The following is a 14,223-nucleotide window of genomic DNA, read 5'->3' on the forward strand; positions in this document are numbered from 1 at the left end:
ACGGCGAAGGGCTCAGCGGGCGGCGCAGGTCACCGCGGGGACGCCGTTGGTTCCTGTGGAGCTGCCCAAGAAGCCGAACGTCGCGGTGCCCGACGGTGCGACAGTGCCGTTGTAGGCGACGTTCGTCGCCGTCACCGACGAGCCGGACGTCGTCTGGGTGGCACCCCAGATCTGGCTGATCGACTGCCCGTTGGGCCAGGTCCAGCTGGCGGTCCAGCCGGACAACGCCGAACTGCCGTTGTTCGTGATCGTGACCTCGCCCTGGAAGCCGCCCTGCCAGGAGCCGGTCACCTTATAGCCGGCCGTGCAGGCGCCACCGGCCGGCGGCGGGGTGGTCGTCGGCGGCGGGTCGGTCGGCCCCGGCGTCGGCGTGGTCGGGGTCGGCGACGTCGTGCCGCCCCGGATGCCGGTCACCTGGCCGTTGCCACCGTCGAAGACCACGTCGGAGCAGCCGAAGAAGTTCTCCTGCGAGTCCGATCGCACCCAGCGCGAGTAGATGATGTGCTGGCCGCTCTTGCCCGACGGCAGGTTGCCACTGAAGTAGTAGTGCCCGTCGTTGGTGCCGACAGCTCCGCGCTGCGGCGGGTTGGTCACCGTGAGGAACGGCTGCTCCTCCAGGTCACTCCAGGCCAGCGCCCGGTTCGGGCTCCAGCTGTTCTTCGTGATGTAGAAGTAGAACGTGCCCGGGTGGTGGGCCCAGTTGCTGTACTTGAAGTCCAACCGCGCCCCGGCGGTCAGGTGGGTGAGCGGCCAGTCGGTACGCGGCAGGTCGTAGCCGCGGAAGCCGGTGGCACCACCGCTGCACAGCTGGCCGTCCGGGATGAAGCCGGTGGTCCGGCCCCCGGCGTCGGAGCGGAGCACGCTGAACCAGTTGTAGAGCGAGTTCGCGCCACTCGTCGCGACTGCGGCGGAGCACGCGGGGTTGGTCGGCCGGATCTCACCGGTCGTGCTGAGGCCGTCCTGCCAGCACAGGTAGGTGCGGCTGCCGGGCGTCATCGCCGCGCCGTGCGCCTCGGCAGGCTGCGGACTGGACGCCAGGGCGACAGCGCCCAGCGCGAGTGTCACGGACGCGATGAGCAACGCGGCCGTACGGGAACGGTTCACAGGTTCTCCTGACTCGCGAGGCGCGCCGCCAGCGACGCCCCGCTGCAATCGGGTGGGGATGTGGCTTGATCGCCCGCTTCGGTGAGCGGTGCGACGATCACGGCGACGGTCCCGGCGAAGAATCGGCCGGTGGACGTGCGCCATCGTCGGTCCTGCCCTGGACCGGTGCCCTCGCGCCAAACGAACCCGGCAACCGGCGACGCGACAGCCCTCGCACCGCCCGGTACGCGTCATCCCACCACGCCGCGCCGCCCAGCGCAATAGTCGTTCCTCGATGGATGAAATGACCCGTCGCCCGTCGGTGGACGCCATATCCTGCCTGGGGGAGCGGTAAACCGAGAGGTGGCGGCGGGTGCCGGACGTGTTCGACGAGGCGCACCGCCGTTGCCGCGGTGGCGAGCCGGTCGCCCTCGCCACCGTCGTGGCCACCTGGCACTCCGCGCCGCAGCCGCCCGGCGCGACGATGCTCGTCGCAGCCGACGGCACGGTCACCGGCAGCGTCTCCGGGGGCTGCGTCGAGGCGGACCTCTACGAGCGGGCCCGTCGCGTGCTCGACACCGGCGCAGCCGAGCTGATCCGGTACGGGGTCAGCGACGACGACGCGTACGCCGTGGGCCTGACCTGTGGGGGCACCCTGGACGTGTTCGTGGAACGCGTCGACGCCGACGCCCGGCCGGGGCTGGACGTGGTCGCCGCCGCCCGCCGCGACGGCCGACCGGCGGCGGTGGTCACCTGCGTGGCGGCCGACGCCGGTGACCCGCCGGGCGCGGTGCCGGTCGACCCGGCCGGGCGGCTGGGCCGGCGGCTCGTGCTGACCGGTCAGCTGTCGATCGGCTCGCTCGGCGACGACCGGCTCGACGACGCGGCCGGTGCCGACGCCCGCGGGCTGCTCGCCGCCGGGCGCAGCGGGATGCTCCGGTACGGCTACCACGGGCAGCGCCGCGGCAGCGGCGTCAGCCTCTTCGTGGCCGCGTACGCCACAGCGCCCCGCATGATCGTCTTCGGGGCCATCGACTTCGCCGCCGCCGTGGCCCGGATCGGCGCGTTCCTCGGCTACCGGGTCACCGTCTGCGACGCCCGGCCGGTCTTCGCCACCGCTCGGCGCTTCCCCGAGGCGGACGAGGTGGTCGTGCAGTGGCCGCACCGCTACCTGCGTACGGAGGTGGACGCCGGTCGGATCGACGAACGGACCGTGGTGTGCGTCCTCACCCACGACCCGAGGTTCGACGTGCCGTTGCTGGAGGTGGCGCTGCGGCACCCACTGGCGTACGTCGGCGCGATGGGCTCTCGACGCACCCACGACGACCGGCTCAAGCTGCTGCGCGAGGCGGGGCTCAGCGCGGCGCAGCTCGTCCGGCTCGCCTCCCCGATCGGGCTGGACCTCGGTGGGCGTACCCCGGAGGAGACCGCGGTGAGCGTGGCCGCGCAGATCGTCGCGGCCCGGTGGGGCGGCACCGGCCGCCCTCTCGCGGCGCTCGACGGGCCGATCCACCAGCCGGGGTAGCGGTTGCGGCGGCTTCGGGGCCCGTCGGGCGGCGCACTGTGCCAGCCTGGTGCCACGGCGGTCGGCTCGGCGTACGACGGTCGGTGGCGGTTGGCGAGGACGGGAGACCCGGCATGGGATACGCGGTGGTGCTCGGCGAGGCGCTGGTCGACCTGCTCGACGGTGAGCGCGACGGTGAGCGGGTCTACCGGCAGGCGATCGGCGGAGGGCCGCTCAACGTCGCCGTCGGCGTGGCCCGGCTCGGAGGCGAGGCACAGTTCGTCGGTTCGCTCGGCGACGACGTGCTGGCCGATCGGATCCGCGCCTTCCTGAGCGCAGCCGACGTCGGGCTGGCCGGCGCGGTCACGGTGCCGGCGCCGACCACGCTCGCGGTGGTCACGTACGCCGGACCGGAACCGGACTTCCGTTTCTACGGCGAGCCGGCCTCCTACGGGCTGCTCGGCCCCGACGACCTGGATCTCGCGCTGATGGAGGGCGCGGACGTCCTCTACTGCGGCTCGATCGTGCTCCTGCGGCCCGGCACACTCGCCGCCGCCCGACGTGCCTGGTCGCTCGCCACCGGTCTGCGGGTCTTCGACCCGAACGTGCGTCCCCGGCTGCTGGACGGGCCCACCGCTCTGGAGGGGCTGCGCGAGGTGGTGGCCGAGTTCGCCGCCGGAGCGCACCTGGTCAAGCTGAGTGCCGCCGACGCCGGACTGCTCTACCCGGGTGAGCCGGTCGAGGGGGTCGCCGCGTACCTGCGCGAGCTGGGCGCCTCCACGGTGGTGGTGACGCTCGGTGCGGCCGGTGCGGTGCTGGCCGCCGCCGATGCCGACCCGGTCCGGGTGCCGGCCCCGAAGGTCGACGCGATCGACGCCACCGGCGCGGGTGACTCGGTGATGGCCGCGTTGATCGCCGATCTGCTCGTCGGCGGTGAGCCGGTCACCCCGGACGGTTGGGTCGAGCGGGTGGGTTTCGCGCTGCGGGTCGCCGGTCTGGTCTGCGAGTCGCCGGGTGGCGCAACCGCCATGCCCACGCGCGCCGATGTGGAACGTCGCTTCGGAAGCCGGGGTTGAGTCGTCGGCGTCGTGTTGACGCCCTCACCATGTGAACGTTAACATCGACATCTTGCGATGGAAACATCCCTGCGCTTCTCGCCGGAGGCTTCGATGTCACCAGTCCTGGTACCTCCGTCGTTCCGCCCCCTCGCGGCCATGCTGATCATGCTTCTGGTGGCCGCGGCCGGCATCTTCGTCAGCCCGCCACAACGGGCGCTCGCCTGGGACAACGACGTGGCCGACACCCCACCGATGGGCTGGAACAGCTACGACTCGTTCAACTGGCGGGTCACCGAGGCCGACGTCCGGGCCAACGCCGACTACATGGCCACCAACCTGCGGCAGTTCGGCTGGCAGTACGTCGTGATCGACTGGGCCTGGTACTACCCCGGCCAGCACAACAACAGCCCCAACCAGGACGCCAACCTGCAACCCCGGCTCCGGATGGACGCCAACGGACGGCTGCTGCCGGACACCACCCGCTTCCCCTCCGCCGCCGGTGACAACGGGTTCAAGCCCCTCGCCGACTACGTCCACGCGAAAGGGCTGAAGTTCGGCGTCCACCTGATGCGCGGCATCCCCCGCCAGGCCGTCGCCGACAACGTCCCGATCCTCGGGACCACCTGCCGCGCCAACCAGATCAACAACACCACCACCGCGGCCTGGCTCAACCTCATGTGGGGCCTGAACATGTCCAACCCCTGCGCGCAGACCTACCTGGACTCGGTGTTCCAGCTGCTGGCCTCCTGGGGTGTCGACTTCGTGAAGGTCGACGACATCGCCGCGCCGACGTACCGGCAGGCCGAGGTCGAGGGATACCGCACCGCCATCCAGCGCAGCGGCCGTCCGATGGTGTTGAGTCTGTCGCCCGGGGCGACCCCGCTGGCCGGCGGCGGGCACGTGCAGAACAACGCGCACATGTGGCGCATCGTCAACGATCTGTGGGACAACTGGTCGTCCGTGGACGCCCTCTTCGACCAACTCCGCAACTGGACCCCGTACCGTGCCACCGGCGCCTGGCCCGACCCGGACATGATCCCGATCGGTCGGCTCTCCAAGTACGGGCCGGTCGGCTCGCCGCGCTACTCCAACCTGACCGCGGACGAACAGCGCACCCTGATGTCGCTCTGGGTGATCAACCGCGCGCCGTTGATGTGGGGCGGCAACCTGGTCGAGAACCGCGCCTCCGAGCTGGCGTTGATGACCAACGCGGCGGTGTTGGCCGTCGACCAGAACAGCACCGACAACCGCCAGCTCACCGGTGGCACCCGGCAGGTGTGGACCGCCGACGTGCCGGGCGGCGACCACCGGTACGTCGCCCTGTTCAACCGGGAGAACAGCGCCGCCCCGGTGACTGTCAACCTGGCCGACCTGGGCATCGGGTCGGCCACCGTGACGGACCTGTGGTCCGGTGCGGCCCTCGGCACGGCGAGCGGGACCTTCACCCGTACCCTCCCGGCCCACGGCGCCGGGCTGTACCGGCTCGCGCCGGAGACCACGGTGCCGGTGCCCACCACCTCCACCCTCACGGCACGGCACAGCGGCAAGCTGCTGGACGTGTCCAACAACGCGACCACCGACGGCGCCGACGTGGTCCAGTGGGCCGCGAACGGCCAGCCCAACCAGCGGTGGCGGTTCCAGGACGCGGGCGGGGGCTACCAGACCGTGGTCAGCGTGCACAGCGGCAAGTGCCTCGACGTGTACGGCGGCGCGGGCGCCACCGCCGACGGGATCCGGGTGACCCAGTGGACCTGCAACGGCGGCACCAACCAACAGTGGCGCGTACAGGACCTCGGCACCGGCTACGTGCAGCTCGTCGCCCGGCACAGCGGCAAGTGCCTGGACGTGCTCAACGCCGCCACCACCGACGGTGCCCGCGTCGTGCAGTGGACGTGCAACACCGGCAACCAGCAGCAGTGGCGGCGTACCCCGGCGTAGCCGGGTCGGGCGCGCCGCGGGACGAGGGTCAGCCCTCGCCGTTGAGTTCCAGGTAACCGCGCCTGGCGGCGATCAGGGCGGCGCGCGCACCGAAGGGCGCCTCGGCGGCCACCCGCTCCGGCGGGGCGCTGCCGGTGTGCGCGGCCCGGATCAGCCAGGCCAACCTGGCCAGCTCGGTGTGCTGGGCGCGGACGAAATCGACGTCCACCGGGTCACCGTGACCCGGAATGACCACCGTGCGCGCGGTGGTCAGCCGCAACAGGTCCGCGACGGCGTCCGGCCACCGCAGGGGGTACGAGTCCTCGAAGGCGGGCGGGCCGCTCTGCTCCACCAGGTCCCCGGCGACCAGCACGTCGGCGTCCGGCACGTGCACCACCAGGTCGGCCTCGGTGTGCCCCCGGCCCGGGTGCCGCAGCAGCACCCGCCGGCCACCCAGGTCGAGCGTCGTCTCCGTCTGCACCGGGTGCGTCGGGGCGAGCAGCGGAGTGTCGGCCAGCTCGGCGGCGAGCGTCGGGTGCTCCGTCCGCACCTCCTCGTACGCCTCCCGGCGCAGCCGCTCCGGCTCGTCGCGCAGGGCCGCGGCGGCCAGCTCGTGCGCGTACACCGGGCGGGGTGGCGCACCGGCCAGGACGGCGTTGCCGAAGCAGTGGTCGTAGTGGTGGTGGGTGTTGACGAGCGTCAACGGCCGGTCGGTGACCGCCCGGACGGCGGCGGCCAGGTCGGCGGCCTGCGCGGCCGACGAGAGCGTGTCCACCAGCAGGGCCTCGTCGTCGCCCACCACCAGGGTGACGTTGACCCGCAGCATCGGCTCGCGCAGCAGGTGCACCCGGTCGGCGACCTCGACGAACCCGGCGTTCACGAGGCCCGCCCGGCGCGTTCCACGAAGCGTTGCCGGTCCACCATGATCCGGTCGACCCGGCCCCGGGCCACCGTCTGGTCACCGTCGCTGACCGTGACCTCGAACGACAGCCGACGACCGTCGACGGTCGCCAGCAGGGCCTGCGCCCGGACCGTCCGGCCGACAATGGTCGGCGCCAGGTGCTCCACCTCGACCCGGGTGCCCACCGTCGTGAACCCGGGCGGCATCCCGGTCGCCGTCGCCGCGACGGTGGCCGCCTCGGCGAGCGCGAGCACCCGGGGAGTGCCCAGCACCGGTACGTCCCCCGAACCCACCGCCTGGGCGGTGTCCGCGTCGGTGACTGTCAACTCGACCTGGGCGGTCAGACCCGGCGCGAAGGCCGGCTCGGGCTGCTCCTGCATGGTCGTCAGCCTAGGTGCTCGCCGGGCCCGTCGAGCACGCGCCCGGCGATCCCGACACCCACCGTCTCCCACCTGTGCGCGGGCGCGCCGGGTGGTCCCCGTCGGTCGATGCCGTACCCGTCGTTAACCTTGACGGCGATGGCCGTCGTGACTGACCCCCAGCCCCCCGCCCGGACCGACCCACCCGCGTCCCCGGACGGTGGTCGTCGGCGCGTCGTCGCCATGACCGTCTGGGCGGTCGCCTTCGTCGTCGCGTGGCTGGCCATCGGGTTGCCCACCGACCCCGCGTACGCCTTCGTCTGGATCTGGGCGGCGACGATCGCCTGGAACAGCGAGCGACCGTGGCGCAGCCACCTGCGCTTCGCCCGGGACTGGGTGCCGGTGGTGCTGCTGTTCGTCGTCTACAACCTCTCCCGGGGGTTCGCCGACAACGGGGCCACCCCGCACGCGATGGAGTTGATCGTCGCCGACCGGTTCATGTTCGGCTGGGCCACCGGCGGGGAGGTGCCGACCGTCTGGTTGCAGCAGCACCTCTACCACCCGCAGGTGCACTGGTGGGACGTCGCGGCGAGCTGGGTGTACTTCTCCCACTTCGTGGTGGCGCTCGCCGCCGCCGCGGTGCTGTGGCTGCGTGACCGGCACCGCTGGGCCGCGTACATGCGGCGCTGGGGTTTCCTCTGCGCCGCCGGCCTGGTCACCTACTTCCTCTACCCGGCCGCCCCGCCCTGGTGGGCCGCGCAGAACGGGCTGCTCACCGAGGTCGCCCGGATCTCCACCCGCGGCTGGAAGGCGTTCGGCATGCACGGGGCCGGCAACGTCCTCAACGCCGGTCAGATCGCCTCCAACCCGGTCGCCGCGATGCCGTCGCTGCACACCGCGTGGGCGCTGTTCGTGGTGCTGTTCTTCCTGACCAGCACCCGCCGCCGCTGGTGGCCGCTGCTGCTCGCGTACCCGCTGGCGATGACCTTCACCCTGGTCTACTCGGGCGAGCACTACGTGATCGACGTGCTGGTCGGCTGGGCGTACGTGGGGTTGACCTTCCTGGTGGTCGGCCTGGCCGAGCGTGGCTGGGCCGCGTGGCGGGTCCGTCACCCGAAGACCCGAACCCAACCGCCCCCCGAACCCCCCGCCACCACCCCCGAAACACCGACCGGCGAACCCCCGTCCCCCCGCAAACAAACCACCCCCACCAGCCCAGACCCCCAAATCCCCGCCGACCACTAACCCCCGGGCGTGCTCACCCCTCCCGGTGACCCCGCCCTCGGCGGCCCGCCCCTGTTGATCAAGAGCTTTGCGTCAGGAATCGCGGGTGCGGTGACGCAAACCTCTTGATCAACACGAGCGGGGCGTGGGGGGTTCGAGTTAGGGGCGGTGGCGGGCTTGGTGGGCTCTGTGGGTCAGGTCGGCGGCCAGGGCCCAGGCTTCGGTCAGGTCGCGGTCCTGGGCGGTGGCGCTGGAGCCGCCCGCGGTGTCCACGTGCACGGAGGCCAACCCGAGGCGGCGCTGGATCGGCCCCTGCACCACCCGCACGCTCTGGATACGGGCGTACGGCACGATCACCAACTGGCGGGTGAGCCGCCCGGAGCGGGTGGCGAACACCTCATCGAACAGCCCCGCACCGAGCGCGCGTCGGCCCAACGGGTGCAGCCACCGGGTCCGGGGCGGCGGAGGGCTCAGCGTCATGGTGTCGAGGCGTACCCCGGGAAGCACCTCGGCGACGATCATCGTCGCGGTCGGCAGGTCACCGACCGGTAGCAGGCGGTCGGGTCGGTTGCGGTCGTCGGCCTCCGCGACGGAGAACCCGGCCACCTCCAGGCGCAACCGCAGCCAACCGTTGACCCGCCACAGCAGCGGCCAGGTGGCCCGTACGGACTGCACCCGGGCCAGCGGCACGGTCTGCGAACGGGTCTCCAGTAGGCCGTTGTGCACCCGCAACGTGCCGCCGTCGCGGGCCAGCCGGAAGTTCCAGTCGTCGAGCACCCGGCGCACCGGTTGCAGCAGCACACCGGCCATCGCGGTCAGCGTGCTCGCCACCGCGACGAAGGACCACGACCCGGCGGTGAGGAACTGGATCACGACGAACGCCACACCGAACGGCAGCAGGAACGCCTGCGGCGTGAGCAGTTGGCTGGTCAGCAGGCTCTGGTTGCGTACCGCGTGCAGTGGTCGGCCCGGCGCGGCCACCGTCGGCGCCGGTGCTCCCGGGACCGCCGCGGACGTCGCGTGCTCCGGTGCGGGGACCTGCGCCACCCGCCCCGCCAGCTCCAGCAGCCGAGCGCGCAGCCGGGCCGCGTCGGCCACCCCGAGGTACGCCAGGGGCGCCTCCGTCTTACCGCCACCGACCACCTCCAGCCGCAGCTCGGCCAGGCCGGTGAGCTGGGCGAGCAGCGGCCGGACCACCTCCACGGCCTGCAGGCGCTCCAACGGGATGGCCCGGGTACGCCGCCAGAGCAGCCCCTCGTACACCCGAAGCTCGCGGCCCACCACGTGGTAGCCGGTGTTGTACCAGCTCACCACCGACAGCACTGTCGCGCCGAGCGCCAGCACCGCCACCATGGCGGCGAACCAGCCGAAGCCCACCCGGGACAGCGTCGACCAGGACAACCCGGCGATCACTACGACCAGTGACTTGGCGCCGTGCAGGACAGGGCTGAGCGGGTGCAGACGTTGCCGGGGCTCGCCGGCGCCGCCCTCCGCCGGTGCCTGCCATGCGCCCGGCGGCACCGAGTCGTGCGGTGTCGGGACGGCGGGTGGCACGGTGCTCGGCTCGGCGGGCCCCTCGCTCATCGGGCCGGCCCTCGCGAACCCGGCTCACTCCTCGCGCTCACAGGGCCGTTCTTCGTTCGCGACTGCGGGGCTCGCAAACCCGGCTCACTCCTCGCGCTCACAGGGCCGTTCTTCGTTCGCGACTGCGGGGCTTGCAAACCCGGCTCACTCCTCGCGCTCACAGGCCCTCCGCCCGGTCTTCGCCGAGCGCGGTGAGCCGGTCGCGTAGCCGGGACGCCTCTGTGGGCCGCAGCCCGGGCACCCGGGCGTCGCTGGCCGCCGCGGCCGTGTGCAGCTGCACGGTGGCCAGGTCGAAGGCGCGCTCCAACGGCCCGGCGCTGACGTCGACGAACTGCATTCGCGAGTACGGAACGATGGAGAGCCGCCGGACCAGGAGCCCGTGCCGGACCAGCAGGTCGTTCTCCCGCTCCGCGTACCCCCAGGCCCGCACGGCGCGGACGATCGCGATGGCGCGCCACCCACCGAGCAGGGCGACGACGGCGACGGCCAACCCGAACAGCCAGTGGCCGCTCAGCGCCCAGCCCACGGCCGTCACCGCCAGCCCGACAGCGACCACGATCGCCAGCCGGATCAACTCCACCCAGATCAGGTCGGTGGAGATCGGCTGCCAGTCGACAGTGCTCGGCCAGGGCTCCAACGGCCCCCGCCCCGGCACAGGACCGGACGGGCCGGGCGCGTCGGGGGCGGCCGGCAGGAGGCCGGGTGCGGGCAGGTCGGGGGCCCGCTGGTCGGCGGCGGGCGCCGGACGGTGACCGGGTGGCAGCGCACCCGGTGGCAGCGGCGCCGGTGACGAGACGTCGGGTGCGGCGGGCTCCGGGCCGAGCGTGCCGGGTGCCGGAAACGCGCCGGGCGGCGGCTCGACGCCCGGTGGTGCGGAGGCCGGGGTGGGCGGCCAGGTCGGGGAGGTGGGGCCGGGGGAAGCCGGTGGGTCGCCGCTCACGTGTCGAGCGTAGGCGATCCGGGCACCGGAGTGACGGCACGTAGGAAGCCGCGAGCGTCCAGGAAGTCACCGAGGCTGCTCCGGTGTTCGGCGCAGGCCAGCCAGGTCTTGCGCCGGTCGGCGTCGTGCAGCCGGGGGTTGTTCCACTTCAGGGCCCAGACGGCGTCGGCCCGGCAGCCCCGGGCCGAGCAGACCAGGGCCTCGTCGGCGGGGGAGGGCATGCTCATCCCGGCCAGTCTAGGGCGGCGGGACGGAGAGTTTGAGCGCCGGGCGACCACGGGGGGAGCCGCCCGGCGACGGGATGAATCGTACACGCGGCGGGCCGATCCGTGCACACCCGCGTTTCGCGGTTCGGCCGTCGGGGACGGCGCGGTCCGGCCGCCGGGGACGGCGCGGCGAAAATCGGCTTCTCCCCACCTCGACACTCAGCAAGGCATGCGAGTCTTGATACCGCACCAGCCGCGACGACCGATTGATGCTGTGGAGGACCGGTGGCCCAGCCGACCATGCCCGACGCCCCGACGCCGAACGGGGCGGCACCACAGACGCCCGCGCCGGTGACCACACCCGCGCAGGACGCCACCCTGCTGGAGAAAGCGCTGTTCGAGATCAAACGCGTGATCGTCGGGCAGGACCGGATGGTGGAGCGGATGTTCGTCGCGCTGCTCGCCCGTGGTCACTGCCTGCTCGAAGGGGTGCCCGGGGTCGCCAAGACCCTCGCCGTGGAGACCCTCGCCAAGGTCGTCGGCGGGTCCTTCGCCCGGGTGCAGTTCACTCCGGACCTGGTGCCGGCCGACATCATGGGCACCCGCATCTACCGGCAGTCGAGCGAGAAGTTCGACGTCGAGCTGGGGCCGGTCTTCGTCAACTTCCTGCTCGCCGACGAGATCAACAGGGCTCCGGCGAAGGTGCAGTCCGCGCTGCTGGAGGTGATGAGCGAACGGCAGGTGTCCATCGGTGGGGAGAGCCACCGGGTGCCCGACCCGTTCCTGGTGATGGCCACCCAGAACCCGATCGAGCAGGAGGGGGTCTACCCGCTGCCGGAGGCGCAGCGCGACCGGTTCCTCATGAAGATCGTGGTGGGTTACCCGACCGACGCGGAGGAACGGGAGATCGTCTACCGGATGGGCGTGGCACCGCCGGAGCCGGTCGCGGTGTTCGACACCCCGGAGCTGATCGCCCTGCAACGCAAGGCCGACCAGGTCTTCGTGCACAACGCGCTCGTCGACTACGCGGTCCGGTTGGTGTTGGCCACCCGCGCCCCGGCCGAGCACGGCATGCCCGACGTCGCCCAACTGATCCAGTACGGGGCCAGCCCGCGCGCCTCACTGGGCCTGGTCCGGGCCACCCGCGCGTTGGCGCTGCTGCGGGGGCGCGACTACGCGTTGCCGCAGGACGTGCAGGACATCGCACCGGACATCCTGCGGCACCGGTTGGTGCTCAGCTACGACGCCCTCGCCGACGACGTGCCCGCCGACCACATCGTGCACCGGGTGATGTCGACGATCCCCCTGCCGGCTGTCGCGCCCCGGCAGCAGGCCACCCCGACGTCGAGCGTGCCCCCGCCGGGCGCCGGCTGGCCCGGGCAGCGCCCGTGACCTCACCCACCCCTCGTCCCGCCCCCCTCGCCGACCGCAGCGAGGCCGTGCTGTCCCGGCTTCAACTGCTGGTCACCCGCAAACTCGACGGCCTGCTCCAGGGCGACTACGCCGGCCTGCTCCCCGGGCCGGGCAGCGAGGCGGGGGAGTCCCGGGAGTACCGCCCCGGCGACGACGTACGCCGGATGGACTGGCCGGTCACCGCCCGCACCACGACCCCGCACGTGCGGCGTACGGTGGCCGACCGGGAGCTGGAGACGTGGCTGGCGCTGGACCTCTCGGCCAGCCTGGACTTCGGCACCGGGCAGTGGCTGAAACGGGAGGTGGTGGTCGCCGCCGCGGCTGCCATCACCCACCTGACCGTACGCGGTGGCAACCGGATCGGCGCGGTGATCGGCACCGGTGGCGGCGCTCCCGTTCCGACCCGACGATGGCGGGGCGCAGCGCCGCCGGCCGGCCCCGGAGTGCTCACCCGGCTGCCGGCCCGCTCGGGGCGCAAGGAGGCGCAGGGCCTCCTGCGTACCGTCGCCGGCGCCACCATCCGACCCGGCCGCGGTGACCTGGGCGCCCTGATCGAGATGCTCAACCGCCCGCCCCGACGACGCGGGGTGGTCGTGGTGGTCTCGGACTTCCTCGCGCCGGCCGAGCAGTGGGCCCGGCCGTTGCGCAAACTGCGGGTCCGCCACGACGTGCTGGCGATCGAGGTGGTCGACCCGCGCGAGCTGGAGCTGCCCGACGTGGGAGTGCTGCCGGTGGTCGACCCGGAGAGCGGGGAGCTGTACGAGGTGCAGACCGCCGACCCTCGGCTACGGCAGCGCTACGCCGACGCCGCCGCCGCCCAACGCGCCACGATCGCCGCCGCCCTGCGCGGCGCCGGTGCGGCCCACCTGCGTCTGCGTACCGACCGAGACTGGCTGCTGGACATGGTGCGATTCGTGGCCGCGCAGCGGCACGCCCGCACCAGGGGGACGACACGATGATCCGTTTCATGCAACCGTGGTGGCTGCTGGCCGTGCTGCCGGTGTTGGCACTCGCCGGGTTCTACCTCTGGCGGCAGCTGCACCGCCGGGCGTACGCGATGCGGTTCACGAACGTGGACCTGCTGCGTACGGTGGCGCCGAAGGGGCTGGGCTGGCGTCGGCACGTTCCGGCGACCGCGTTCCTGCTCTGCCTGCTGGTGCTGGCCAGCGCGTTGGCCCGGCCCGCGGTGGACACCAAGGAGCCGTTGGAGCGGGCCACCGTGATGCTCGCGATCGACGTGTCGTTGTCCATGCAGGCCGACGACGTGGCGCCGAATCGGCTGGAGGCGGCCCAGGAGGCGGCCAAGCAGTTCGTCGGCGAGCTGCCGGAGAGCTACAACCTGGGCCTGGTGTCGTTCGCCAAGGCGGCCAACGTTCTGGTGCCGCCGGGCAAGGACCGGGACGCGGTGACCAGTGCCATCGACGGGCTGGTGTTGGCCGAGGCGACCGCCACCGGTGAGGCCGTGTTCACCTGCCTGGAGGCGATCCGGTCGGTGCCGGCGGACGGCGCGGCGGGCATCCCGCCGGCCCGGATCGTGCTGCTCTCCGATGGTTTCCGCACCTCCGGGCGGGCGGTGGAGGAGGCGGCGGCGGCCGCGCAGGCGGCCAACGTCCCGGTCTCCACCATCGCGTTCGGTACCGACACCGGTCAGGTCGACATCGGCGGGCAGTTGCAGCGGGTGCCGGTGGACCGGTTGGCGCTCGCCGACCTCGCCGAGACCACCGAGGGCTACTTCTACGAGGCGGCGTCGGTGAGCGAGCTGAAGCAGGTCTACCAGGACATGGGCAGCTCGATCGGGTTCCGCACCGAGCCGCGCGAGGTGACCCAGTGGTACGCGGGGATCGCGTTGCTGTTGGCGCTCTGCGCGGGCGCGCTCAGTCTGCTCTGGTCGTCGCGGATGCTGTGAGCGGTCGTCGCGGATGCTCTGAGCGGTGGGCCGGATGCGGGAAGCGGTGGGCCGGCGGCGGACAGCGCCGCCGCCGGCCGACGGGGCGGACGACGGCCGCCGGCAACCGGAACGAGTGCCGAGGACGG

The 14,223-nt window shown here is 72.8% G+C and carries 13 protein-coding genes; 7 read left to right on the forward strand and 6 right to left on the reverse strand.

Annotation, left to right across the window (positions count from 1 at the left end; genetic code table 11):
- Positions 1 to 12: 12 nt before the first annotated feature.
- Positions 13 to 1,104 carry a lytic polysaccharide monooxygenase gene (locus O7617_RS22180; RefSeq protein ID WP_282257875.1) on the reverse strand — a complete coding sequence of 364 codons (1,092 nt, stop codon included), beginning with the start codon at positions 1,102 to 1,104 and terminating at the stop codon, positions 13 to 15.
- Between the two features lie 352 nt (positions 1,105 to 1,456).
- On the opposite strand from O7617_RS22180, the gene O7617_RS22185 reads away from it, so the two are divergent.
- From O7617_RS22185 to O7617_RS22195, 3 genes are all read left to right on the forward strand, one after another.
- Complete coding sequence (locus tag O7617_RS22185; RefSeq protein WP_282257876.1) at positions 1,457 to 2,608, forward strand: XdhC/CoxI family protein; 1,152 nt, start codon at positions 1,457 to 1,459, stop codon at positions 2,606 to 2,608.
- A 113-nt stretch (positions 2,609 to 2,721) separates the two neighbouring features.
- Positions 2,722 to 3,663 carry a carbohydrate kinase gene (locus O7617_RS22190; RefSeq protein WP_282257877.1) on the forward strand — a complete coding sequence of 314 codons (942 nt, stop codon included), beginning with the start codon at positions 2,722 to 2,724 and terminating at the stop codon, positions 3,661 to 3,663.
- A gap of 138 nt (positions 3,664 to 3,801) precedes the next feature.
- A complete protein-coding gene (locus O7617_RS22195) occupies positions 3,802 to 5,583 on the forward strand; it encodes an RICIN domain-containing protein (RefSeq protein ID WP_282257879.1) in 1,782 nt (593 codons plus the stop codon).
- Positions 5,584 to 5,611: 28 nt separating this feature from the next.
- On the opposite strand, the gene O7617_RS22200 is transcribed toward O7617_RS22195, so the two are convergent.
- On the reverse strand, positions 5,612 to 6,442 hold the full coding sequence (locus tag O7617_RS22200) for an MBL fold metallo-hydrolase (RefSeq protein WP_282257880.1): 831 nt from the start codon (positions 6,440 to 6,442) through the stop codon (positions 5,612 to 5,614).
- Complete coding sequence (locus O7617_RS22205; RefSeq protein WP_282257881.1) at positions 6,439 to 6,843, reverse strand: hotdog domain-containing protein; 405 nt, start codon at positions 6,841 to 6,843, stop codon at positions 6,439 to 6,441. Before O7617_RS22205 ends, O7617_RS22200 begins: the two co-directional genes overlap by 4 nt.
- A gap of 138 nt (positions 6,844 to 6,981) precedes the next feature.
- On the opposite strand from O7617_RS22205, the gene O7617_RS22210 reads away from it, so the two are divergent.
- On the forward strand, positions 6,982 to 8,067 hold the full coding sequence (locus O7617_RS22210) for a phosphatase PAP2 family protein (RefSeq protein ID WP_282257883.1): 1,086 nt from the start codon (positions 6,982 to 6,984) through the stop codon (positions 8,065 to 8,067).
- 138 nt (positions 8,068 to 8,205) lie between these two features.
- Here the strand turns inward: O7617_RS22210 and O7617_RS22215 are convergent, their stop codons facing one another.
- The 3 genes from O7617_RS22215 to O7617_RS22225 form a co-directional block, all read right to left on the reverse strand.
- Positions 8,206 to 9,630, reverse strand: a complete 1,425-nt coding sequence (locus O7617_RS22215; RefSeq protein WP_282257885.1) for a PH domain-containing protein — start codon at positions 9,628 to 9,630, stop codon at positions 8,206 to 8,208.
- A 157-nt stretch (positions 9,631 to 9,787) separates the two neighbouring features.
- Positions 9,788 to 10,324 (reverse strand): PH domain-containing protein, encoded by a 537-nt coding sequence (locus O7617_RS22220; protein WP_282264834.1) that lies wholly within the window; start codon positions 10,322 to 10,324, stop codon positions 9,788 to 9,790.
- 242 nt (positions 10,325 to 10,566) lie between these two features.
- Positions 10,567 to 10,797 carry a hypothetical protein gene (locus tag O7617_RS22225; RefSeq protein ID WP_282257886.1) on the reverse strand — a complete coding sequence of 77 codons (231 nt, stop codon included), beginning with the start codon at positions 10,795 to 10,797 and terminating at the stop codon, positions 10,567 to 10,569.
- A gap of 264 nt (positions 10,798 to 11,061) precedes the next feature.
- Here O7617_RS22225 and O7617_RS22230 point away from each other — a divergent pair, with 264 nt between their 5' ends.
- The 3 genes from O7617_RS22230 to O7617_RS22240 are packed head-to-tail and all read left to right on the forward strand — an operon-like array spanning position 11,062 to position 14,095.
- On the forward strand, positions 11,062 to 12,168 hold the full coding sequence (locus O7617_RS22230; RefSeq protein WP_282257887.1) for a MoxR family ATPase: 1,107 nt from the start codon (positions 11,062 to 11,064) through the stop codon (positions 12,166 to 12,168).
- A complete protein-coding gene (locus O7617_RS22235) occupies positions 12,147 to 13,148 on the forward strand; it encodes a DUF58 domain-containing protein (protein WP_282264835.1) in 1,002 nt (333 codons plus the stop codon). Before O7617_RS22230 ends, O7617_RS22235 begins: the two co-directional genes overlap by 22 nt.
- Positions 13,145 to 14,095 carry a VWA domain-containing protein gene (locus tag O7617_RS22240; RefSeq protein WP_282257889.1) on the forward strand — a complete coding sequence of 317 codons (951 nt, stop codon included), beginning with the start codon at positions 13,145 to 13,147 and terminating at the stop codon, positions 14,093 to 14,095. Before O7617_RS22235 ends, O7617_RS22240 begins: the two co-directional genes overlap by 4 nt.
- The last annotated feature ends 128 nt before the right edge of the window (positions 14,096 to 14,223 follow it).

This window comes from Micromonospora sp. WMMD1155 (assembly GCF_029581275.1).
Lineage (GTDB): Bacteria > Actinomycetota > Actinomycetes > Mycobacteriales > Micromonosporaceae > Micromonospora.

What these genes read in the sequence shown, in the direction of transcription:
- O7617_RS22190 (WP_282257877.1), top strand. Translation starts at nt 2,722, where the DNA reads ATGGGATACGCGGTGGTGCTCGGCGAGGCGCTGGTCGACCTGCTCGAC.
- O7617_RS22195 (WP_282257879.1), top strand. Translation starts at nt 3,802, where the DNA reads ATGCTGATCATGCTTCTGGTGGCCGCGGCCGGCATCTTCGTCAGCCCG.
- O7617_RS22205 (WP_282257881.1), bottom strand. Translation starts at nt 6,843, where the DNA reads ATGCAGGAGCAGCCCGAGCCGGCCTTCGCGCCGGGTCTGACCGCCCAG.
- O7617_RS22210 (WP_282257883.1), top strand. Translation starts at nt 6,982, where the DNA reads ATGGCCGTCGTGACTGACCCCCAGCCCCCCGCCCGGACCGACCCACCC.
- O7617_RS22215 (WP_282257885.1), bottom strand. Translation starts at nt 9,630, where the DNA reads ATGAGCGAGGGGCCCGCCGAGCCGAGCACCGTGCCACCCGCCGTCCCG.
- O7617_RS22225 (WP_282257886.1), bottom strand. Translation starts at nt 10,797, where the DNA reads ATGAGCATGCCCTCCCCCGCCGACGAGGCCCTGGTCTGCTCGGCCCGG.
- O7617_RS22240 (WP_282257889.1), top strand. Translation starts at nt 13,145, where the DNA reads ATGATCCGTTTCATGCAACCGTGGTGGCTGCTGGCCGTGCTGCCGGTG.